The following is a 23,117-nucleotide window of genomic DNA, read 5'->3' as shown; positions in this document are numbered from 1 at the left end:
CCCCTCTTATTCAGAAAGTAGATTATCACATTTTGGTATTAGTGGGATAGGTTTTAGTAATTCATCACTCACAGGAAATGTGTATGCACAATTCTCAACATTTACCAGAAGATTTCAAAGCATTTGAACAGCAAATTCTCCAAGCTGAAAATCAAATAGCTAAAGCTACAACTGAACTCTTTCACTTAGAATTGATTCTCGATCGCATTTGCCATGAAATTCAAGATTCACTGGGCTTTGATTTTGTCAATATATCTCTAGTCATGCCTGCATCAAACACTATTGAAGCAGTACATGGAATTGGCATTGGTAAAAATTGGGTGAATCGAGCCAGACATTACCTTGAGGACGATCCAGAATTACGAGATATTCAAGCAGATATAGTTAAAGAATGCCACACTGAAATTATCTCGGGACAAAATGAAAGATTTGATAGTTGGATATTTGAAACATTCGACCATCATAATCTTGTCCGTATTTTTACGCCGATTATTCTGATTCGAGATGAAAGCGGCAAAACTCTAGAGAATTGGTTTGAAAAGTATGATTGGGAAGAGAATTTCGTTCCCAATCAAGTTGGGATCGAAAAGCAACATACTATTATTAGCATGAAGTCGGCACCAGGTTATGCTCCGCCTAAAGTAATTGGCTCTGTAGAAGCAGGTTATGAGAATTGTGACACCAAAATTACCCATCAACAAGCGATCGCTTTAGCTAAGCTTGTTGCTCGCAGAGCGTTAGATATTCGTAAAGCACGTCTGCGTTACGTATTAGAAACTGTTGCTGAAAATGCTAGGCACATTTTAAAAGCTGACTTCACTACACTACACTTTTTGTGGGAACCACAGAAAAACCATTATATTTACGAAGTTTGTGCAGGCTGTATTGACCATTTACTGCTCAAAGACTTTCCACCGCGCAACCCAAGTTTAAATGGGTTAGGATGGCAAGCTATTATTGAGGGTAAACCTAAATTTTTACCGGATTTACCAAAAGCAAACGAAAATTCACAGCCAAGCTCTTTTAACCCAATAGCTCTTAAAGAAGGTTCTAGAACTTATGCAGCTTTTCCGTTATTACTAAATGGTAGCAACGCAAGTATACAGGAAATAACTGCCCTCGATCGAGATGGTGGTAATCATCATCAACATAAAACTAGCCAAGGGCAACTAGAGCCTATTTGTGTAGGAGTTTTATACGTACACTTTCAGCGCGAACATCAATTTAGTCAAGGAGAGTTGCAATGGGGAGAACTGTTCGCTAGTCATGCAGTTGATGCCATTTGGCACGCAATCACCTATCAACAGATGCATGATAAAGCGCGTCAATTAGCCACTATTCATTCAGTTGCTCAATCACTCAGTCGGATACCAGAAAATGCTGATTTATTAGGACATATTGCCTGGAACACTTTAAATGTCCTTGCAGCTGATGTAGTGACTATTTATGCATATATTCAGACTGAAGATCATTTTTTACCTGAAGTTAGTTATGCAGGCCGTCTGAAAGAAGAGAAAAAAATGAAAGATACAAAGCTTGATAAGCAAGATGTACCATTTTTACTGATTGGGCATGGAGAAAATATTTATGCTTCAATAATCTCAAATGAACCTATTTTTCAAGATTCAGCTTTTAGTCAACGAGAAAAAATTCAGTCCGTAGCTGGAGTTTTACTCAGGGTAGAGCGAGACATCGTTGGAGTCATGTTCATTAATTATCGGCGGACTCATGATTTTTCGGGCGAAGAGAAACAAATTATTAATACTTTAGCTTCCTCCGCCGCAACTGCTATTAAAAATCAAAGATGGTTACAGACATTAAGCAGTATTGACCGCAAGATTATTACTACATTAGAAGAAAATGAACTGTTGAAATTGATTGTACAGCAATCAGTACAAATAACTGGAGCAGAATTAGGAACCATTCGGTTGTTAGAGCCTGTTAATAAATTACTAGTCACGAAGGTTAGCTATCCTGAAAGCATACCAACTAGTCAAGCTCCAAAATACGGCACTCTAGACAAAGGAATTACAGGTTGGGTTGCAACTCATCGTCAGCCAGCATTAGTGAATGATGTTCAGTCCGATATCCGCTATCAACCCTGCTTTACTAATGTACGTTCAGAATTATGTGTTCCTTTGTTAGATAAGGATCGTGGTATAATTGGCGTACTTAATGTAGAAGGGCGTAAACCAAAAGAATTTGACCAAGGGGATTTACGCAGGTTAGAAGTTTTAGCCGATCTCGCAGTTATTGCGATTCAAAATGCAGAAACTAAGGAACAACTTGTCAAAACAGAAGCAATAGCTACGTTAGGTGAATTAGCAGGCCCATTAGTTCATAAGATAAATAATTATGTTGGTGCTATTCGTGTATGGGCCCAGGATATCTTTGATGAAAATGATGATTGTGCTTGCAGCAAGGCATTAGAAATTATATCTTTAGCAAATAAGGTTTTAGAAGATGCTGAATGTTTGAAGATTTGGCTGCAAGAACAACGTCAACCTATTAATCTCAAACAAGCAATAATTAAAGCACTAAATCGGATGCACATAAGTTCAAATTTCAAGCAAAATTTGAACATTTCCGCTAGCTTACCTGAAGTATTTGCAGGTAAACAGCAATTGATATATGTCTTCGATAATCTGATCCAAAATGCTGTAGATGCCATCTTAATGAAAAGTGAAATAAAAGGTGAGTTATCAATTGAGGCTATAACTGACGAGGAAGGTTTTGTGAAAATCATTGTTACTGATTCTGGTGTAGGCATTGCACAAGAAAATTTAGAAAAGATTTTCCAGCCTGATTACTCAACAAAGGATGCTAGAAGAGGCATGGGTTTTGGATTATGGTGGACAAGATTTTATGTTGAGCGATTAGGAGGAAAAATATTAGTGGATAGTAGCTTTGATACAGGAACAAAGTTCTCAGTGATATTGCCAATCTACAAATCAGGTATGTAAGTTTGTAAAAGCAAGTATAGTTACCACATGAAAAAATTTAGATGAGAGATTTAAAAGTGCTTCTAGTTGAAGATCACTCAGAATGGCAGAGTATTCTTCAAGAAAAAATTCGTCGTGCTCTGCAAGATACTAATCACTTAGAGGTTAGAGTTTTGAGAACTTTTGATGAGGCTTATAAATCCCTTAACGAAAACCAATGGGATTTATTAATTACTGATATTGGTCTGGGAGATTCATTTGTATCGTCACAAAAATTGGGAATTCAATTAATCGAATTAGCTAGCGAACGACAGATACCAGCAATAGCAGTGAGCGGAACACCTCATCTAACTACTCAAAATTCTGCTGATTTAGTTACAGAGAATGGAGCCATTTTTTTTAGTAAGCAAAATTTCGATAGTAAAAAGTTTGTTGCTAAAATTCAGTCTCTTGTGCGTAATAAGGAGGATTTTAAGATGAAGATAATCTTAATTCTGGCATCAAGTCCAGTTAATGAAGCAAGGCTTCGTTTAGACAAAGAGGTACATGAAATTGATGAAGGTTTACGTCGTTCTCAGAGGTGTCATCAATTTAGATTAGACCAAAGATGGGCTGTCCGGGCTGATGATTTGCGTCGAGCTTTGCTAGATATCGAGCCACAAATTGTCCATTTTTGTGGACACGGGACTGGTGAAGACGGACTGTTGATCCAAGATGAAGATGGCAATTCAAAGCTTGTAAGTACAGAAGCTTTAAAAATATTATTTGAATTGTGTGCTAGTCATGTTGAATGTGTTCTGCTCAACGCTTGTTATTCTGAGGTACAGGCAAATGCTATTGTTGGACATATTAATTATGTAATTGGTATGAGTAAAGCTATTGGTGATAAAGCTGCAATTAAGTTTGCTACAGGATTTTATGATGCCATTGGGGCAGGTAAATCAGTTGAAACTGCTTATAAGTTTGGTTGTAATGCGATTCAATTAGAAAATATTCCAGAACACTTAACTCCTAGACTGAAAAAGAGACAATAGTTTAATAATGCCCGATCAGCGAAATTAGAATCTCCTAAACTTAGATTGTGGTTGGATGGATAGATAATACCTTGTAAAGAGCGATCGCTTGATTATTGCCCCACAAAGTATTTTTGTAAGTCAAGCAGGTACAGAATCACCAAACAAACCCTTGTAAGCTTCAGCAGCTTCATTGCTAAAACTACCAGCTTGAGTATGGCGAAGCAACGATTGAAAGCTTTGGCAGATTTAACATAGACTCGCTCTAACAAACTGACCAGTAGAGGCGGGATTTGTTGGCCCCAAGGTGGAGAAATGTACGAGCACTGTTCTAAGTTTTGGACAAGATTAGCCCTCTTGTGTCACTTTAGGCGGAGGAAAAATAGAAATCAGGGTGAGTTAGGAATATAAAAATTGGTGAGGTTAGCCTATAAACGATAGCTTGAAGCTTAGAAAAGCCTAGAGACAGTTGAGGAACATGAAAAACTGTTAACCAAGGATATATGAGGTTAAATAAGATAAAAGGTTGAATAACTAAGCGCAGATTATTCAAAATACTCTTCCAACCTTTACCATTATTCCACCAGGGGTGAGAAGCAAAAGTTGATTGAGAATCTGGGAGTGAAGAACGTAGGGATTCTGAATGAAGGCTAACCAAGAGGTAAGCACTGCATACAATCTCCCACCATCGCTCAATATCTTCATAGCGAGTAAAGCGATAATCTGCCCAGCCTAATTCATTCTTACTCTGCTTTAAGCCATATTCTACCCATGTTCTTAAACCATAGAAATTTCCAACTTCCCTTGGGGTAATGTCTGGGTATTTACTCATTACATACCAAGTAGAGTTTCCAGGTAATGTATCTGTGTCTGTGGTAATTTGCCAATATCTATGTTCTCCACGTTTTCCGTGAATTATTTCACGAGTAAATCGATTTTCACTGCTCAAGTCAGAAAAGACTCGTTTGAATCGATGCCACTTTAAATATTGGATGTGTTGTCTTGGAAGTAGCTCTACAGAATGATTTGAGCGAATTGCTACTAAATAATTTAACTCTAGTTCATCTAATACTGAGATAAAATTTGCGCCACTTTCACCATATAGACTATCAGCTAATACCAAGTTAAATTTGAAACCCATCAATTGTAGTTTTCGTATTAGCATTGCCCCAATTTGAGGCTTGGTAAGATACTTATCTCCGGGCTTTAATTTTTCACGAGGTTTGTAGACTTCAAATAGTAGTGGAAATGTCATTCCGCAAAATACACCATAAGCTGTGACTGCCACAATGCCATTCTCTACTTTTCCTAAATTGCCTATATACTGGCGTTTGACATAATCTGTGGTATTACCTTTCTTTTTATCTCCTGTTTCATCAATAATTAAAATGATTGGTCTTCCTTTTACTACCTCTAAAATTAGTTGCAATCGCAAAGCTCTTAACTGTTCTACTGACCATGATGACGTAGTTAAGAAATGATGTAGTCCTTGATAATTATCTAACCCGACAATTTTTGCTATTTCAGGTAGACTTTTCCGTTTTAAATCAGAAATACATCCTATATGTAGATATTTGAAAGCTTCAAAATTCCTAACATCTGAAAACAGGTTTTTATACCACAAGCAATATTCATCCACAAACTTGACGGTTTTTATGGGTGAACGAGGCTCTACCATGCTCTGTGTCTTCGTTCTAGGTTTTGTACATTATTATACTACCGCGATAGTGACACAAGAGGGTTAGTCACACAATCACTCCTAATAATTTGCTCTGTGCAGATATAAATAGTTGTGTTGCGAAATTGGGAGGGACAGAATAGCCGATGATTGACCCCGCCGTAGCAGTCTCCTTTGGGAACTCATACCAAGGCGGAAAACCTTGCAAAATGGCTGCACCTTCAATAGACAAGGATTTAACTATCCCATCCGGCAACCAAATATCAGCGAACTTACTACGGTTGCAGCCTTTGTGATCTGTGAAGTGCGATCGCAATATCGTATTACAAGGTAAATGTCCGGGTTTGCATTTGGACTCTGTACGTCTTCCCACTCTTTCTATTAGCAGTGGTGTTGGCGCTGGTGCATTCTCGGCTAAAAATTTCTCCAAAGCTTGCCGTTGTTTGGGCAACAGGTGTGAATCAGCCATTGTAGGGATGAGATGGGCGATCGCCTCGTACCAACCACAAGGTTTACTCTTCGTGGGTAGGGCAACCCGAAACCCCCGACTTGCAATCAGGACTAACCGCCGCCGCGCCTGGGGTAGCCCAAAGTCAGCCATGTTGACCACGCTGTAATCAACTGAGTACCCCTCTTGCTCCAAAGCATTCAGGATAATGGCAAAACTCTGACTGTTCTGATAGCGTGGGACATTTTCGAGCGTAAATACCCGTGGCTGCAACTGTCGGATGGCTTCAGCCACTGCGATCGCAGCCGTCATATCATCAGCCGTTTCAATGCCCTTACCCGCTTTCGCTGTGTGGGCTTGGCTAAAGTTGGCGCACACCGGGGAGGCATGGAGATAGTCGGGGTAACGGGGAAACCCTATGAATTCTGACTGTGCTACTTCTTGAACTGTTAGCTGAACGACTCTACAACCATACTCGCTAAAGTTGCGGTGATGAGTAAGAGCGATCACCCGACTCAATTCTGGTTTGGAGGGGTCGAACTCGACTGCGATGACTGGACGAATTCCGGCTTCGACCATCCCCGCTTCAATGCCGCCGCCACCCGCGAAAAGTACTACAGCGATCGGTGCATCATCTGGCAGAACTGGTTTTATTTTTGTGTTATCAAAATTTTTGCAGACATCTACTTTTGGTGATGACTTTTTGGATTTCGCTTTTTTGATAAAGGCGATGATATTCTCTCGTGTTGCCCTCTTTTGTTGCAGTGTCCGAATTATGGGGGCTGTTTTAGTCATGCAGCCACCTCCATGACCAAATCATCCGGCACTTCAAAAATTCCCAGTTGCCCAATGTAAGGAATTGGTGTGATTTCTCGCGGGTTCTCTAACTGCCAGTGGTATTGCTCAGGCATCCCCCAGCCAGACGCAACTTGTGAGAATCGGCAATCAACTATTGTGACAATGCCGATGACTTGACCGCGACGTAGAGAGATTAACTCTGGGATTACTACCCCCATGCTTTGACAAAATTCTTTTGCTAGCTGATACTCTTTCTTGGTACAGGTCTTGGCAGCGTGAATCTGTCGCCGCGATAATGAATAATGAATGGGCCAGCCACGGTTTTCAATATCTTTGAGAGCATAAATAATTGCCCATGCCCAAGGCTGACGAACGGATATCGCTTTCATGGTGTTTTAAAACTCCAGTAATTGAATGTATGCCTCTTTCTTACGCGATCGCTGGATCTGGCTGGAAATTACCTCGCCAAGTTCAAAAATTTCGAGGTCGATAAATCGCACAACATGGTCGCAGTGCCGAGCTTACCGTAAAGGCGGTTTTTCTCAACAATCAACTCGATAGTGCGATCGCTTGGGTCTTTTGTGTAAACAGCATCGCGGTAAAGCATAATCAATTGGTCGCAAACCTCAAAGATTTCGCCAGAATTACGCAACAGATGGCGATTGGGGCGTTTGTCAGCCGTTGTTTGATTCCCCCGATTGATTTGACAGCCTAAGAAAACAGGGATTTTGTGAGACTTTGCAATGTCCCGAATCTGGCGAGTAATCTTGCCGACTTCAAAGGCCATGTTCCCACCGGACTCCAGAGGAATCTGCTGCAAGTAATCAATAAACACAGCACCAATAGAACCACCAAATTCGGCAATAGCACGGCGCACAGCAGAAGCAATCATTGTGGTTGTAGGGGAAGAATGCTCATAGACTTTCCAAGGCAGTTCCACCATCTGTCCTATACCTTGTGCTATTTGCTCCCAATAGCATTGAGTATTGGTTTGAATCATAGAAGCATCTACGCCTGTGATTCGTGCCAGCATTCGGGCATTGAGTTGATTCTTATCCATTTCTGGAGTAACGTACAGAACTGGTTTTCCAAGTTTGGTCATGATTTCGTAAGCGTGAGAAATCATGAAGTGAGTTTTCCCCATGTGGGATTCAGCAGCCACTACAACTAAGCTGCTAGGATAAATGCCACCGGTGATATTTTCGAGGTCGTACCAACCAACTTTGTCGCCTGCCATATTCCCCATCTCCAGCTTTTGAAAAAGTTCAATGCCCATATCTTGTGCTGAGAAAACCTTGCAGCGTTCATCGCTTTGATTTTGGGTTACAGTAAAAACTTTCGCCTCAGCTTGACCAAGGACAAGTGGTAGTTCAGTTTGCGTCTCGTAACCGAGTTGGACAATTTCATTGCCCACTTTGATTAACTGCCGCCGTCGATATTTCTCCATCACTAGATCAGCCAAAGCATCAATGTTGACGGCGGACACAGTGCGGTCTACCAAAGTTGCTAGCTTATTCCTGCCACCAATGCGATTGAGCAAATTGTGGTCAGCCAACCATGCGGTGACGCTTAGTAAATCTGTCGGTTGAAACAGAGCATGAAGCGTTGTCGCAGCTTGATAAATGTATGAGTGGGCGCTGATGTAAAAGGCTTCCACTACTAAGCGATCGCTGACTCTGGTTATTGCTTCTGGGTCAAGCATAATCCCGCCCAAAATCGCTTCTTCAGCTTCGATATTTTGTGGAGGCAAGTTGTCAAGTGACCTGTCAGGGTGAAAAGAAACTACGTTGTCTTGATTAGGGTGCATAATTAGGCTCTTAGTGCTAATTTTAACTGCGCTTCAACTTCGCACAAATTCATGGAAGATGGTCTGGTGTTGCTCGGAACTTTTGGGGTGTTCACTGCGGCTTGAAGTTTTGCCTTTAGCTCCAGCATTTGTTGGCTGTGCTGATACCCATTAGATGGAACCCGAATGGATTGCTCTTGCTGACGGCGCTTATGGTCTTGTGCCAAAGCATCTTCGAGCGTGATGCTAGTGGTGTTGCTTGGTCTTTTTGCCGTCGCAGTATGCAGTTGGGGTAGGGGTTGTTTCTGTGTTTGCAATGCTTGGTGATAACGCTGCATCAGGTTCGTCCATCCCCCTTTGGTTTTTTCCCAGGTGTTCATGACTGCGATCGCATGAGTAATTTCGAGTTGTGCCGACCGTTTCGACTTAGTGGCTAACTCAGCAGCCAGGAAGTCCACGACTATCGGGTTGAAGTTTTGGTACAGGTTATTCAGCTTTCGTTCTCCACTGTGCCAAGGTAGAACCCAGCGATTCCACTTGATTTTTTCTCTGACAACCAGTGGTACAAAATCATCAGCAAAAGCAGTCGGGTCTGTGATCCACGCATCAATCAGTTCTTTCACGTTCTGGGCTGTCTTGTAGGGACAGGTTAGTTGCGGCTTATTTGATTGTTCGGATTTCTCGAACGACCCCGCCGCAATAGTTGATCCTCTTGAGGGGTTATCGGTTTGTTGCTCATACTCGGAATTTTTTGACAACGAAGTGGGGTGTTGTGGGGTTGATTCTTCTGGAGTTGGTTCTTCTAAACTTGGTTTTTCTGGAGTTGGTTTTTCAAGTTCAATTTCTTCCGTTGTTAAATCAAGTTCTTCTTTTTCACACACACTCTCTTGGGTGGGGGGCGCGGGTGGCGGCGTTGCCAGGGGCGCATTGTGTGTAATCTCTGAAGTAATCTTTGAAGTATTCTTTGTATATATAGATAGATTGTCCGAAGAAGGCATTACAGTATGTCGAAGTAAGGCATTATAGCCTGTACTATCGGGGCATTCTGTACTGGATGATTGGGGCAATATATATTGCTCTATTTGGTCATTACATATTGCACTATTGGTGCTGTCTATATTGTCCGAATTGGGCATTATGCTGGGTTTTTGATCAGCGTCATCCTGAGATTTTTTTGCTCTGCGAGTCCAAGATGAAGTAATTTTCGCAATTGGTAGCTCAAGATTGTTCATAAAAGCTGACCAACGTTGATTTAAAGTATCTTTATCCAACCAAAACTCTAAGCGTCTGGGACATCCGGTATATTTTTCTTGGAGTAATCCTCTGGCTTTAAGAAATTTTCGAGCTGTTTCTTGTTGTTTTCGAGTCAGTCCAGTTTCTTTCTCAATCTCGGCTTGAGTTTTATAAATCCAACCTTCAGGATTTTTTTGTTTACCCAGCCAGTAATACATTTGGCATAAAAACAAATTTGGTAAAACGCCACCAGTGACCTCAACTAGTTTTGGATAATAAGCAACAGAGTTGCCAAGGTCTATCAAAAAATCTGTTAATTTCATAAAACCCTCAGAATAAACTTACTAAAGTAATCTTTTTGTTGTAGAACACCCTTAAACTTTGAGATTTTCGACCATGAGTAATAAAGCACCCCAAACTGAATACGACTCTCCGTGGAAGCAAATACTACAGTTGTATTTTCAAGACTTTATGTTGTTCTTTTTTCCCCAAGCGCACAGTGAAATTGATTGGAGTAGAGGCTTTGAGTTTCTTGATCAAGAATTCCAACAGGTAGTCCGTGATGCCGAGCTAGGAAAGCGACTGGTAGATAAATTGGTGAAAATTTACCGCACTGGGGGCGAAGAATCTTGGCTGTTGATTCACGTAGAAGTGCAAAGCCAAGAAGAAACCGATTTTCCCAGACGTATGTTTGTTTACAACTATCGAATTTTCGACCGTTACAATCGTTCTGTTGCATCCTTGGCGGTACTGGGAGATGAAAACTTAAACTGGCGACCAAATCAATTTGGTTATGAATTGTTTGGCTGTACGGTTGATTTTCAGTTTCCTGTAATCAAGTTGCTAGACTATCAACAAAGGTGGAGAGAGCTAGAAGCCAGCAGTAATCCATTCGCTACAGTGGTAATGGCTCACTTGGTGGCAATGCAGACCAAGAGTGATAGGTTACAACGTAAGCAGCAGAAGCTGGCTTTAGTGCGTCGGTTGTTCGAGCAAGGGGTTGAGCGCGATGCTATTGTAAACTTGTTAGCTTTTATTGACTGGATGCTAACGCTACCATTGGATTTAGAACGAGAGTTTAAAACAGAAGTAGAACAATTGGAGGCACAAGTGCGTATGCAGTACATGACATCATTTGAGCGAATTGCCCGAATAGAAGAATTGTTAAAAGGCATAGCTTTAGGATTAAAACTCAAATTTGGAACATCTGGACAAAACTTATTATCTGAAATTGAGCTTCTTGAAGATGTTAATTTACTTAGCTCAATCTTGTCAGCAATAGAAACAGCGAATAGTGTTGACGAATTGCGCTCTTTATATGAGCCAAAAATTGATAATCAAGTAGAGAATTAAAGTTCTGCTTTGTATGTAATTTTCCAGGTTCAATTAGCATTATTTAGCTTTAATAATTTGACTGACTTGCTTATTACATCTATTTTTTAAGATGTAACTTGTCTAAAAATCTTCACAAGTAATCACTTAAACAATTGCCTCGGCGGTTGCTGATTAATAAGATTTGAGATTTGAAACACACGATAAAGCTTAAGAATTACGGTACTCATCTCTTGCCCCCTACGTGTGGGCGAAATGTGAGATTAATTCGCGTGTTAACCACTTTGTTTGTTTTGGGAACCTGATGCAGATGTGTTGATTGACAGCCTGGAAGCATCACCAGCAGACTCCCATGCTCCAGCCAAAAGTCAGTCGGCTTACCCCCGATGGGCTTGATTTGGAATTTCCTCACTGAACCCAGGCTGACAGAGGCGATCGCTGGGTTAAATCCCATCGAAGCCTCACTATCGTTGTGCCAGCCGATACTGTCTTGTCCACTCCTGTACTGATTACCGATAACGATGCGGAAGCTGTAACCAGTAGTTGCAGTGATTCTGTCGCGTAACTTAGCCAGAGCGTCTGTCCAAGGTAGTGGTTTGAGTAGTACGCTTTTAGAGTAGAGGTAATCACACCCTTCGTCACCATAAATGCACTCCAGACGCGGAACGGGCATCGTTTTACCCAACATCCTGATTTGGTTTTGCTGCCATTGCAATTCTTGACAATGTTGGTAGAGTTCGTCGGCTTCTTCCTTGTTCAGAAATTCTGGATAATAGTTGACTGGTAAAGTAGGAGCAGATTCGGGAAATAAAGTTAGCTGTTGCATAATTCTCATGAGGCGATTGCCCGAACAATTTCTTCTGCCCATTCTTGTGAAATAGCCTGTTCTGGATTTTTGTAAAACCCAGCGATCGCCGACTTGGGACGAATAATAATTTGCTGCTCTGTTGCGCGTTTGTCCCACACAAAGCACGAGATGGTGATATTATCTGTCGCCCAACGACTACCCCGTTTATCCTTACGAAAACAGAAGCGCGGCATGATGATTACAAGTGACGGCGGGTGCTGCTGTAAGAAATCCGCCCGATCATCACAGGGTTCGAGAAAGCTTGTTAATAGGAATGCGGCAACACCTACACGCGCTTTCTGGTAGGCATTCTTGATGATGGGTGCAGCGAATTCTGAGTATGGGGGATTGGTACAAATCCAATCGCAATCGGGAAATTTAGTCCATGAATCGGATAGTGTTGCATCCATTTGGTAATCAGCCGCTTTATGTAGATCAATATCGTTCGTCCACATTTGCTTGGTGTAGGGCCACACTCTGAGTAAAGAAGCGATCGCTCCATGCCCCACACACGGCTCACCAATCACACCAGACAATCTGACATGACGCAATAACTCAGTAGTAAACCACGATGGAGACTCGTAAAAGTTCAGTGGATGTCTACTAACAGTTTCTATAGATGCACTTGTATCTGGTTGTAATGTCAGGAGTTGTACAACAGTCATAAATTCTCTCCAACTTGTTTGACAACTTGAGCGCTGATTGATTCAAAATCCACTTGAAAAATGTTCATCTCAGTCAGCATCTCGCCACTGTTATAGCGGTCTACAATATGCTGCCTAATGCCTGATTCTGAAAGCCCATCGGGGATATTAATGTGAGCTTCGCTAATAATCTTTTCGGTGACTCTAACAATGACTCTCATGTTGGTTATGCCAAATATGAAAAAATGTTTAACGTGGCGATTGCTACTTGTTTAATAGCGATTGCTTTTATCTCCAAGGTGTAAAATTATTCCACTGAAACCAGCTTGAGCCAGAATCAGAGTATGCAGTGGTGCGATGGATTGCTAGCGGATTACCCCAGCAGCAGCAGGCATTGATAGCAAATGTAGGTTTATCTAAAAGTGTTCCGTCTTTTAATTCAATCTGGTAAACTTCATCCTCAGCCCAAAGTTCTAGCCATTCCCGGCTAATGTATTCGGCGTAAAACTGACTCCATCGACATGAAAACCAGCGCGATTCTGTTTCGCGGTTGTAACGCCACAGTTTAAACACCATATTCCAGTGCGCGAGGAAGTCGAGCGCCACCGGCTTGGACTGCATCAATATCTCTTTATCACCAGGAAGGAGCATCAACTCCTCACATAGTCGGGGAAGCTCCACAGTCATGCCGCCGTACTCAACGCTGTACCACTCGATTCCGCTAATACCCTGGCTTAATTGTTCTGCCCAAATTGCTTGTCTTTTATCGGCTGTGTCTTTTGATCTAGTGAGAAACATATCGAAACGCAATACTGTTTCTACTGGTGAAAGTCCGCCTTGAATTGCGTGGTTTTGTAATGCTAAGTCACATGCCGACTCCCAACCAATTGTGTTGATTTGGTCAATCTGTTGGGCAAGTGCGGCGGCTCTTGGGTCATGAAATTTAGCCATCATTTTTCACCTCTGCAATACCTGCTTCTAATGCTTCTTCTGGGGTGGTATAACTGCCACTTAGATATGGGTCTTCCGAAAACTCTTCAAAGCTACAAACTCCACCACCGTAGGTTAGAGAAAAAGAATAACGTTCTGGGTCAGTACGACAGTACCAAACTGTCACATTATGTTTACCCTTCATTGCTCCTCGGCTCATGTAAACGCTAGTTTCAAGAATCGGTCTTTTCGGTTGTTTATCTTCCCAAGAGTGATGACAGCAATCGCAATAAACTACTAAATCATCAAGAGCTTTTCTATAAATTTCTTTACTTTTGCACTTGGGGCAGTTATTCATAGTTACGTAACCTCAAAGTCTTTTATAAATTGAGGTGCAATTGCTTTTTGCAGGTTAATCATAACGACCAATCTTTCTATGTCAGCTACATTCACGCCATCCCCAAAAACTGTTTGTCTGCCTGAGTAAGTTCCATGTAGCATGAAGTATGAAAGGTATCGTCTGCCTCGTTGATTTCCCAAGTTGTCAACAGCATCCCTAATTAAATCGACTGCACACAGATCCAAGATTGTTTTGTACTGCCAATTTACTAAAGACTCAACACCTAACCATTCGGCAACAGTAGCCGAGAGGAAGTAGCCATAACCTTGATAAAACCTGTAGGCAAGGCTAATCTCTTTACCAATTTCATCAATAATTTCTTCCACTGTTTCACCTCAGTTGCGTTCATTAAACAATTGTGTAATGCTTGGCAACCACCGTAGCTGAAAGACAGTCTGATTTGAACCTTTGGCGATCGCTGAAACCATCCGCCCCCATTGCTTACCTGAGTCAGTCGGACGATATGGGATTTTCTTGTCATCTGTTCTGTACTGTAAACCTGCGTGAACTAGCCAATTGTTTACAGCTACCGCACTCATCCCAACTTTCTCGCCAATATCTGTAGGCTTGAGGTATGCGTCATCACTGACGTTAGTAATTGCGATCACACTCTTTAACTCGTCGGCTGCTGGTTTAAGTGCGGGATTAACTCTGGTGGCGGCGTTAACTGCAAGTTGAGCGGTGAGGGATTTCTCTAACCCAGCGAATTCACCCACCAACAGAGCTAACTGTGCAGCTTCATGGGATGGGACTAATGCTTTTGGTGGTTCTTGCTCTTGTACTGGCTCGACTTGGCTTGTGAGCATTACTTTCATTAAGGTTCTGTTGGCCCAAATGCGGAACTCTACAGATACCCACCGAGCTAAATCAATGGCGATTTCTGGATGAATCCAAGTGCCTTGAGAGTTAGCGCGTCCAGAGATTTCGATTACAAGTGACGATATGGGGATTCCCATATCGTGGCTAAGAGCCTGCAAATACTCGGTTGTAGACTTTAGCCTGATGTAATCAGCCAATAATTTCTTATTAGCTTTCGCCATCTGGGTTGCATTCACATAGCCCTTTGGGATACTGTATTTACCTATTTCTCCATCTTGGGGCATTTGCTGAATCTCTGAGTCGCGCCATGAGTGTGTCAACATAGTTTATTACCAGAAGTGTTGAACAAAATAGTTAATTAATTCAGGCATTCACGCGCACCAAACTTTTTTCACCAACCAACGAAAAGCGATTAAGTATAGTTGGTGTTTCAGTCAATGTTGGCGATAGCAATTCGACAAGGTAAAACCAAAACTTATCTACAAGTACAACCCCCAGAATCAGCCGTTGTTTTGTGTCATCCCCATAAGAACACAGGATTACTTTCTGCCCCAAAACGAAAGCAGGTTTTTGCACAGTGAGGGTTTCTAACTGCCTAGTCCCAATGATTTGATGTTCTGTAGCGTGGACAATTTCATCACCACACATGACTGTATAAAGCCAACACTCATATTTCCATTGCACACCAGAGCAATAGCCGAATGTTCTTGTGGTTTTCAGGTAAACTCTTTCTAATAAATTGACATCAACCGTTGGAATTGTTTTGCCCCAAGGTGGGGAAATATACCAACTATTTTTCAGGGTATTAACGTAGTCAATCATGCTTTCTCCTCGTTGATTTTAATTTCAATAAGGTCAACAACCTAAAAATCCTCGGCAATTTCCAACAAAAAGCCGCGTCCCGTGTTCTGTACTTGCACCAGTTCTTTATCCAGCAGGGTTTGAATGACTGAATCGGAGAATTGGAATTGCAAAGGGTGCAATGGAACACAGCCACCGCAAAGCTGAAGTAAACGCAGCAAGTGCTTGGCTCTAGCCTCAAAGTTATCTGTAGACTTAGCCATTGGTGCTACCTCTAGTGATGACTACCAACTGTTGTTGCAGAATCGCTATTTGACTTTGATAAAACTCAATCTCTGCGGTTATTTGCGTGAACAATTCCTGTGGAGATAACGGTTGGATTTGATTCTCTTGCAAGTACGATATTTCGTCAGAATTCTTGTTAGGCATCAGCACATAACGCCAACCATCATCAAATTGTTCAGCCAATTCTGTACCAAATGGGTAGTAGTAAAGTCCTAGAATCGTGCCTTGTTCTGTACGCTGTTCCAAAGTAAAGCGAGGGTATGCCCAGTGTTGGGGGATTGAGATTGTCGGTTTCATAGATGGATAGGTGAATGAAGGGAATGTGTTTTAGGGAAAAGGGGAAGGTGGGGCCCCCACGAAGTGGGGATAAGGGGGAAAGGAATGAAGAAATTTACCTTTTCCCCTTTCCCTTTAACCTTTTCCCAGGCGAAGCCCAAGACTTACGCTGTGACTAACTCTGCTCTCTCCAGCAGCCGTTGCAATTTATCGCCAGTTAGCTGTTCTAAGGGTTGGTCTAAAAAATATTCATCAAAAATGGATTTACCATCAGTAGACACATCCACCATCGACAGCGATCGCACAGCATCAAGCACCGAGTTAGAATACTGCTGCTGGAGTGAATAACGCCTTTTCACCCACCAGTTGCTGTTAGTGCATCCGACTTGCCCCAGTTTCACGCCCTTGTTGTTGTAAATGCCATCATCGAGAATTTCAAAACCATACTTCTGGCACTCGTTGAAGATATGCGCCATGATTTGGTTTTCGGAGGTGCATAGGGTTTCTGTTTGGGCGGGTTCGTTGAGTGTAGTGTCCTGATGATGCCAAGTAATGAAGCGATAGCATCTAGCCCATGTATTAGCGCGGAATTTTTCTACACCTTCTACCACTACTACCCAAGGTTGGGTTAGGTCATCATCATGGGTAATGCTGGCTATCAGTTCGTCGCCGCAGTAAATTTCGTGATCGTAGAAGGATATTTCTCTTGTTGTCAGTTCTTCAGGGGCTACGGCTTGGGCTTGGTTGGCGATGTAGTCGTTGAGTTCGGATTGGGCAACTTTGTGAGTTTGGGCGGATTGGTGGGTGATGATTGCGTTTACCCAGGTATCAGTCGCTCTTCTGTCGCCAGTGGGTGTTACGCCGCGTTCGGCAGCGATTCTTTTGAGACGGGGGAGATTATAGCGGGAAAGGTCTTGCTGAGTGTATTTGGGATATGTCATGATATAGATTCCTTGAATGTAAGGACAAAGGGCAATCGCGCTAAGTTTTTCCAGGACTAGTGATTGCCCTCTGTTATTTATATATTACCCACTATTAGTTGGTAATACAACAGATGGTAAGATAAGAGTTGGTTATACGATAAACATTTACAATAAATACTATTAATAGATAGACTTCTGAGAGTGGGTTAGTCTATTTATATGAATTCAAATTATGGCTGTGGAAGTAAGACTTAAAGAAATTAGAAACGCCAGAGGGTTTTCGCAAAACGAACTAGCAAGACGACTAGAGATGTCATTGACTAATGTTCAAAAAATTGAATATGGACAAGCTAAGTCAATACCTTTAGATACGCTGGATAAGTTGTGCAAAATTTTACAATGCGAAGTTGGTGAGTTACTAGTTCGTGTACCGGACGATGATGAGGAAAACTCACAACTACCCATAAGTACAATTACTCCAGCCACGGAGCAAAATAGTCCTGTAGATGAGTCTAAATCTCAAAGCAGCAAGAAAGCAAAAAAATCTGTTGGTGGTGTAGTGTTGCCATTTGAAAAAAGGTCAGCATGAAAACTAAATAGAAATTTATTTAAAAAATAATTGTCAATCCGTTAGCTACTGTACAGTTCATTGACTAGGACAAAGTAACTGCTGGTTCAACAGAGGTGATGTTAGCTAATACAGTTACATAATGGCAGAACTCAATTCCTGCTTAAACACTGGCAAATTAAAGGTGGAATGATGAACAAACCACCTCGTAGACGCAAAAAAGCCACCTCTGGCGCATCTGCCGATTCAGCTTCAGCAGCTAACTCTGCAAAGGAGGATATCTCCCAGCAAGAAGACCCAGGTTCAGCAACAATCACCGTTACTGCTGTTGAAATTCCAGAGTTGACGGAGGATGAACAGCGCGATCGCCTACATTTAGAGCGGCGTGTGGAAAAAGCAGTTTTTGAAGCTGGCAAGGCGTTGATGGAGTTACGTGATCGTCGGCTTTATCGTTCAACACACGGCACTTTTGAAGAGTATTGTAAGGATAGGTTCGGATTTCAACGCCGTCATCCTTATAGATTAATCGAAGCTTCGGCTGTGTTTGATAACCTGATGAAAATGTGTCCCAATGGGACACAAACTGAAAGTGAATCGGGTGACGGTGAAATGTGTCCCATTGGGACACAAACTGAAAATGAGCAAATGTGTCCCATTGGGACACAAATTCTACCCACAAGCGAACGTCAAGTAAGACCCTTGGTGACTTTGGAGGCGGAGGTACAGAGAAATGTATGGCAGCAGGCAGTGGAACAAGCTGGTAATAAAGTTCCATCTGCTAGGATTGTCAGCGATGTAGTGCAGCGAATCATGGAACGCACCCAAGTACCGAACACCTACCAATTAGGGGAGGTGTGCCAAATACTTGCAAAGGATAACCCCGAACTCAGAGGCAAGGGTGGCTGTTGGGGCATAATCAACAATGTGGGCCAATTCAGTTGCACCATCAAAACCTGGGATGGAGAGTATACAGTTGGGTTGCAGCACCTGAAGTCGTACAACTACTTGCCTGCCGAGTGTGAGCAGATGCGGGTGATTTGCGATCGCATCAGTAGATTACGGGAAAACGAGAACTTGGAAGAGGCAGCCCATGCTGTGCTGAAGCATCTGGGAGAACTGAAGCGACCGTATTTGACTGCTGTGGAGGAGAAGTTGTTGGGTTTGATAGAGAGAGAATATAGACTTCTAGATTAGCCTAATCTAGAAACTGAACTAGAAAAGAGTTGGTTGAGTATTACTACTTAGCCAGAAGGGATGACGTGGATGACCAGCTTTCGTTCGACCTAGACAGTAGAGAGACTGCTTGCGAGAAAATAGATTAGGCACTGCTCGATCTCAATTGAGAAAACTGCCATGTATATCCCATACTAAAATTACCAACTTGGCACGCTCTGTAGCTGTTAGAAGGTGGAAGTTATTATTTAAACCTATAGGATCGCTGGCTTCAAACATCTCACAGGGTTTTGTAGGACGGTAAGCAAATCGATTAGTTGTTCTACCCTCATATACTCCTGTTGTGTTAGGACTAAGGGTATATCATCAACTCGTTCGTTTATAATTACGGGTTCAAATGCCATAATCTCGAACTTATACCCACTTAGTTCCTTTTGGAATATCTCTTTCGGTATACTTTTTTGGCTAACTCAGAAAAAAATGGGCGAACCTGGAGTAATAATTTGAACTATAGCAATTCTGAAACTATTGTTAAAGGCAATAATCCTCTAAAGTTGGCTCGTTCTGATACTGCATGGTTGATATTATCAGGGACAATGGCTTTGTTTGCTGTCGGAACAGCAAACGGTATAGAGCAAGGAGCGCGTCGTTACTTATTCGATATCAATCCAGCAGATGTTATATTCGGAATTCCTGTAAATTTAGAAGGGAATTCTTACTCGTTGATTGCTATTGGTTACGAAGAAACTCACTTGCAAGCAGTAGATCTAACAAACTGCGGACAATACAGCCTAGAGGGGAATGAAAGTTTATCTCCAATTCCCTCTAGCCTGCGTCAATGGAGCAATCGCTTAGTTGCAGTTTTTGACGATACTGATATTGTTTTGGATGGAATTAAGCCAGAAGAAATTAGTGGCACAGCTGCAACCTTAGAACGCTTGCAGCAATTTCACAGTGATTTTTTGCGCTGTTTGCACGAACTAGAACAGCAAGAAGAAAAAACCCGTTTTCAGCAGTTTAACGCCCGTTCGCAACTTAATCAACAAGCTAGCGAACGGGCGTTAGGGGAATTGACGAGTATTTTTCGCCCTCAAGAAGCAGAATTTTTGCAAGAAGGAACAGAATTATTAATTGCTGTGGGTGCGGTAGGTCGGACGTTGGGAATTGAAATTCGTCCGCCCGCTAGATCGGAAGATCCCAAGCGGGTAAAAGATCCCCTAGAAGCGATCGCTCGCGCTTCGCGGATTCGCACAAGGCGGGTTATTTTAAGCGGTAAGTGGTGGGAGTCTGATAGCGGCCCGTTGTTAGCATACACCGCCCAAGGCGATCGCCCAGTGGCTTTATTACCTGTAGGAAGCGATCGCTATGAAGTTTTTAGTCCTCACGAACGCCGTCGCATCCCTGTCAATATTGACACAGCAAGGTTAATTTCTCCAATTGCTTATATGTTTTATCGCCCGTTTCCCGAACGGGTACTAAAAACAGTAGATATTATCAAGTTTGCTTTGCGCGGACGCGATCGAGAAATTTTGACCGTGCTAGTGTTAGGGGTTATTTCTGCTTTGCTAGGAATGCTTACCCCCCAAGCAACAGGGATTTTGATTGATAAAGCAATTCCGGATGCCAATCGGGGAATTTTATTACAAATTGGTTTGGGTTTATTAGCAGTTAGTTTTGGAAATGCAGTTTTTAATTTAGTTCAAAATATTGCGATCGCTCGAATTGAAACTGTACTAGAGGTGCAAAACCAAGCCGCAGTTTGGGATCGGTTATTAAAATTACGAGTATCTTTCTTTCGTAAATATTCGACTGGCGACTTGCAATCTCGCGTTTCGGCGATCGCCCAAATTCACAAACTTCTCAGCAGTAACATTATCGGCACAATATTTTCTAGCTTTTTTGCGCTGCTGAATTTGGGATTGTTATTTGTTTATAGCAGTCAATTAGCATTGGTAGCTTTAGCGATCGCCTTGATTAACTTCTTAGCCACAACAATTTCTAGCATTTTTTCCCGCAGAATTATTAAGCCGATGCAAGAGTTACAAGGTGAGATTTTCGGGCTAACAGTAGAACTTCTCAACGGCGTATCTAAATTGCGGGTAGCGGCCGCAGAAGAACGGGCATTTGCTTACTGGTCAAAAGGATTTAGCCAGCAACTAAAATTGATGCTCAAAAGTACAGCGATCGCCGATACAGTAACAGTTATCAATCAGATTCTACCAACTATTAGTTCGATTCTAATTTTTTCCTTGACTGTCGGGATTATCATGCATCAGTTAGAAGGAGGTGCAAAATTTTCGACTGGTACTTTTTTAGCATTTAATAGTGCTTTTGGGATATTTATTGGCGGTGCAACTAAATTGAGCAATGCGATTGTTAGCGTGTCAGAAGTTGCCGTACTTTGGGAACGCGCTCAACCGATTTTAACAGAATTGCCAGAAGTGGATTTAAATAAAAGCGATCCTGGTCGATTAGAAGGCGGTGTCAAATTCGCTCGCGTTAATTTTCGCTATCGAGAAGACGGCCTATTAACTTTAGATAAAGTATCAATTGAAGCCAAACCAGGAGAGTTTATTGCTTTAGTCGGGCCTTCTGGTAGCGGTAAATCTACAATCGTGCGTTTGCTATTGGGCTTTGAACAACCAGAAGACGGCACGATTTATTATGACGGTCAGGATCTATCGGGGTTGGATATTTCAGCGATTAGGCGGCAATTGGGAGTAGTGTTGCAAAACGGTCGCATTAATAGCGCCTCTATTTTTGAGAATATTTCTAGCGGTGCGTTAGTAACAATGGATGAAGCTTGGGAAGCAGCAAGAATGGCTGGTTTTGCTGCCGATATCGAACAAATGCCGATGGGAATGCACACAGTAATTTCTGAGGGTGGCTCGAATTTATCTGGAGGACAGCGCCAGCGTTTATTAATTGCTCGTTCTTTGGTATTAAAGCCGAGAATTTTGATTTTTGATGAGGCGACCAGTGCTTTAGATAATCGCACGCAAGCAATTGTCAGTCAAAGTTTAGAACAGTTAAAAGTAACTCGGATTGCGATCGCTCACCGCCTTAGTACGATTCGCAATGCCGATCGCATTTATGTAATTGCAGCAGGACAGGTAATGCAGCAAGGCACGTTTGATAAGTTAATGGCTCAACCTGGAATTTTTGCCGATTTGATGGCTAGGCAAGTTGCTTAATACTATTGCCAATTGTAGATTATGAAACTATCATTTCAGCTTAGACAAGGTATCTATAATTCAACAATTGGGATTCAAAAGGTATAAATATGGCTGCCATTCCCGTTTTTATCATGGAAGAACATCACGAAGCATTTTGGATTTGGCATTATGCTATTAGCCAAAATGTCATTCCTAAGTCAAAAAATATCTTGCTCCATATCGACGAACATTCAGATATGGCAACACCAAGATTTACTCGCTCTCTCAATTCTATAAATGGTAATCTTCAAGATATTTATGATTTTACTTATCACGAATTAAATATTGCTAGTTTTATTGTTCCCGCAGTTTATCAGAGAGTATTTAATCAAGTTTTTTGGCTGCGCCCAAGACTAAAAGAGCCATCCTCTGCGTTTATGTGTGTTTATGCTTGCGATCCACAAGAAACGATATTTCTAACCAAAAATGTCAATAATATTGGGACAGTTTTACTCGATCCTAAATATAAAACTGCTAAATATACTTGTTTAACAGTTAAAGATGAGTTTCCTGAAAATCAAACTGTGGTTTTGGATATCGATTTAGATTACTTTTCTTGTAATAACAAATATTTTAACGATACAGGCAGAATAGAAATTACTGAAGACCAATATCAAATTTTTCAGAGAGATAATTATCAATTTTTGCGAATAACTTATGGTAGCTCAATCAGAGCAGAGATTGAAGACGGCAAATATTATCTAGTATTTAATGAATTTCCCGAAACAGAATTATTTCCCAATATCCTGAAACTTTCTGAAGACAAAATTCTGGAGAGAATTGACCAATTAATTGAGTTTTTAGTCCAGAAAAAAGTGCAGGTGAGCATGATTGATATTTGTCGATCGCGCATTAGTGGTTATACTCCTGCCGATCAATGCCAGTTTATTGAAGATAATTTATTAAAAAGATTGGGAGAATTGTACCATTTTAATTCTGTCAGTTTAGAGCAAATTAAACCCCAACCTTTAGATGTCGGCGCAGCATTAAGCCAAATTTGATTAAA

23 protein-coding genes and 2 pseudogenes are annotated in these 23,117 nt (G+C 41.7%); 7 read left to right on the top strand and 18 right to left on the bottom strand.

Annotated features, from left to right (window positions below):
• The first annotated feature begins 83 nt into the window (after nt 1-83).
• Both RM049_RS32165 and RM049_RS32160 read left to right on the top strand, forming a co-directional pair.
• On the top strand, nt 84-2,963 hold the full coding sequence (locus tag RM049_RS32165; protein ID WP_322707074.1) for a GAF domain-containing protein: 2,880 nt from the start codon (nt 84-86) through the stop codon (nt 2,961-2,963).
• 41 nt (nt 2,964-3,004) lie between these two features.
• Entirely contained in the window at nt 3,005-3,976 is a 972-nt protein-coding gene (locus tag RM049_RS32160) for a CHAT domain-containing protein (protein ID WP_322707073.1), read from the top strand.
• Nucleotides 3,977-4,068: 92 nt separating this feature from the next.
• Here the strand turns inward: RM049_RS32160 and RM049_RS32155 are convergent.
• The 6 genes and pseudogenes from RM049_RS32155 to RM049_RS32130 form a co-directional block, all read right to left on the bottom strand.
• Nucleotides 4,069-4,293: pseudogene (locus tag RM049_RS32155) on the bottom strand (DUF1392 family protein); the annotation flags it as partial.
• Nucleotides 4,294-4,322: 29 nt separating this feature from the next.
• Entirely contained in the window at nt 4,323-5,633 is a 1,311-nt protein-coding gene (locus tag RM049_RS32150; protein WP_322707072.1) for an IS701 family transposase, read from the bottom strand.
• A 67-nt stretch (nt 5,634-5,700) separates the two neighbouring features.
• The gene (locus RM049_RS32145; RefSeq protein WP_322707071.1) at nt 5,701-6,876 is read right to left on the bottom strand and encodes a DNA cytosine methyltransferase; all 1,176 of its coding nucleotides are present in this window, start codon (nt 6,874-6,876) and stop codon (nt 5,701-5,703) included.
• Complete coding sequence (locus RM049_RS32140; protein WP_322707070.1) at nt 6,873-7,268, bottom strand: ASCH domain-containing protein; 396 nt, start codon at nt 7,266-7,268, stop codon at nt 6,873-6,875. Before RM049_RS32140 ends, RM049_RS32145 begins: the two co-directional genes overlap by 4 nt.
• A 68-nt stretch (nt 7,269-7,336) precedes the next feature.
• On the bottom strand, nt 7,337-8,686 hold the full coding sequence (locus RM049_RS32135) for a replicative DNA helicase (RefSeq protein ID WP_322707068.1): 1,350 nt from the start codon (nt 8,684-8,686) through the stop codon (nt 7,337-7,339).
• A gap of 2 nt (nt 8,687-8,688) precedes the next feature.
• Nucleotides 8,689-10,221: a hypothetical protein gene (locus tag RM049_RS32130; protein WP_322707067.1), complete on the bottom strand. Its 1,533-nt coding sequence runs from the start codon at nt 10,219-10,221 to the stop codon at nt 8,689-8,691.
• A 73-nt stretch (nt 10,222-10,294) separates the two neighbouring features.
• On the opposite strand from RM049_RS32130, the gene RM049_RS32125 reads away from it, so the two are divergent.
• Complete coding sequence (locus tag RM049_RS32125) at nt 10,295-11,251, top strand: cytosolic protein (RefSeq protein ID WP_322707066.1); 957 nt, start codon at nt 10,295-10,297, stop codon at nt 11,249-11,251.
• A gap of 205 nt (nt 11,252-11,456) precedes the next feature.
• On the opposite strand, the gene RM049_RS32120 is transcribed toward RM049_RS32125, so the two are convergent.
• The 11 genes from RM049_RS32120 to RM049_RS32070 all read right to left on the bottom strand — a co-directional run bounded on the left by RM049_RS32120 (nt 11,457) and on the right by RM049_RS32070 (nt 17,173).
• Nucleotides 11,457-12,056: an alpha-ketoglutarate-dependent dioxygenase AlkB gene (locus RM049_RS32120; protein WP_322707065.1), complete on the bottom strand. Its 600-nt coding sequence runs from the start codon at nt 12,054-12,056 to the stop codon at nt 11,457-11,459.
• 5 nt (nt 12,057-12,061) lie between these two features.
• Nucleotides 12,062-12,742, bottom strand: a complete 681-nt coding sequence (locus RM049_RS32115; RefSeq protein WP_322707064.1) for a hypothetical protein — start codon at nt 12,740-12,742, stop codon at nt 12,062-12,064.
• Nucleotides 12,739-12,942 (bottom strand): hypothetical protein, encoded by a 204-nt coding sequence (locus tag RM049_RS32110; RefSeq protein ID WP_152592652.1) that lies wholly within the window; start codon nt 12,940-12,942, stop codon nt 12,739-12,741. Before RM049_RS32110 ends, RM049_RS32115 begins: the two co-directional genes overlap by 4 nt.
• Nucleotides 12,943-13,009: 67 nt before the next feature.
• Nucleotides 13,010-13,675 (bottom strand): hypothetical protein, encoded by a 666-nt coding sequence (locus RM049_RS32105; RefSeq protein WP_322707063.1) that lies wholly within the window; start codon nt 13,673-13,675, stop codon nt 13,010-13,012.
• On the bottom strand, nt 13,665-14,009 hold the full coding sequence (locus RM049_RS32100; protein WP_322707062.1) for a hypothetical protein: 345 nt from the start codon (nt 14,007-14,009) through the stop codon (nt 13,665-13,667). The genes RM049_RS32105 and RM049_RS32100 overlap by 11 nt, the downstream gene beginning before the upstream one ends.
• A 2-nt stretch (nt 14,010-14,011) precedes the next feature.
• A complete protein-coding gene (locus RM049_RS32095) occupies nt 14,012-14,377 on the bottom strand; it encodes a hypothetical protein (protein ID WP_322707060.1) in 366 nt (121 codons plus the stop codon).
• Between the two features lie 9 nt (nt 14,378-14,386).
• Nucleotides 14,387-15,193, bottom strand: coding sequence for a KilA-N domain-containing protein (locus RM049_RS32090; RefSeq protein WP_322707059.1), 807 nt, complete (start codon nt 15,191-15,193; stop codon nt 14,387-14,389).
• A 40-nt stretch (nt 15,194-15,233) separates the two neighbouring features.
• A complete protein-coding gene (locus RM049_RS32085; protein WP_322707058.1) occupies nt 15,234-15,692 on the bottom strand; it encodes a DUF1392 domain-containing protein in 459 nt (152 codons plus the stop codon).
• Nucleotides 15,693-15,733: 41 nt separating this feature from the next.
• Complete coding sequence (locus RM049_RS32080; RefSeq protein WP_322707057.1) at nt 15,734-15,934, bottom strand: hypothetical protein; 201 nt, start codon at nt 15,932-15,934, stop codon at nt 15,734-15,736.
• Entirely contained in the window at nt 15,927-16,253 is a 327-nt protein-coding gene (locus tag RM049_RS32075) for a hypothetical protein (RefSeq protein ID WP_322707056.1), read from the bottom strand. Before RM049_RS32075 ends, RM049_RS32080 begins: the two co-directional genes overlap by 8 nt.
• Before the next feature lie 143 nt (nt 16,254-16,396).
• Nucleotides 16,397-17,173 carry a hypothetical protein gene (locus RM049_RS32070; RefSeq protein WP_322707055.1) on the bottom strand — a complete coding sequence of 259 codons (777 nt, stop codon included), beginning with the start codon at nt 17,171-17,173 and terminating at the stop codon, nt 16,397-16,399.
• A gap of 214 nt (nt 17,174-17,387) precedes the next feature.
• On the opposite strand from RM049_RS32070, the gene RM049_RS32065 reads away from it, so the two are divergent.
• Both RM049_RS32065 and RM049_RS32060 read left to right on the top strand, forming a co-directional pair.
• The gene (locus tag RM049_RS32065; protein ID WP_179075856.1) at nt 17,388-17,744 is read left to right on the top strand and encodes a helix-turn-helix domain-containing protein; all 357 of its coding nucleotides are present in this window, start codon (nt 17,388-17,390) and stop codon (nt 17,742-17,744) included.
• Nucleotides 17,745-17,912: 168 nt separating this feature from the next.
• A complete protein-coding gene (locus tag RM049_RS32060) occupies nt 17,913-18,917 on the top strand; it encodes a hypothetical protein (RefSeq protein ID WP_322707054.1) in 1,005 nt (334 codons plus the stop codon).
• 141 nt (nt 18,918-19,058) lie between these two features.
• Here the strand turns inward: RM049_RS32060 and RM049_RS39440 are convergent.
• Nucleotides 19,059-19,208, bottom strand: a pseudogene (locus RM049_RS39440) (DUF1643 domain-containing protein); the annotation flags it as partial.
• 149 nt (nt 19,209-19,357) lie between these two features.
• Between RM049_RS39440 and RM049_RS32055 the strand changes: the two are divergent.
• Both RM049_RS32055 and RM049_RS32050 read left to right on the top strand, forming a co-directional pair.
• Nucleotides 19,358-22,090 (top strand): NHLP bacteriocin export ABC transporter permease/ATPase subunit, encoded by a 2,733-nt coding sequence (locus RM049_RS32055; RefSeq protein WP_322707053.1) that lies wholly within the window; start codon nt 19,358-19,360, stop codon nt 22,088-22,090.
• Between the two features lie 89 nt (nt 22,091-22,179).
• Nucleotides 22,180-23,112 (top strand): UPF0489 family protein, encoded by a 933-nt coding sequence (locus tag RM049_RS32050; protein WP_322707052.1) that lies wholly within the window; start codon nt 22,180-22,182, stop codon nt 23,110-23,112.
• The last annotated feature ends 5 nt before the right edge of the window (nt 23,113-23,117 follow it).

The organism is Nostoc sp. DedQUE04, assembly GCF_034530995.1.
Lineage (GTDB): Bacteria > Cyanobacteriota > Cyanobacteriia > Cyanobacteriales > Nostocaceae > Nostoc.
This window is presented reverse-complemented; position numbering and strand designations above follow the sequence as displayed.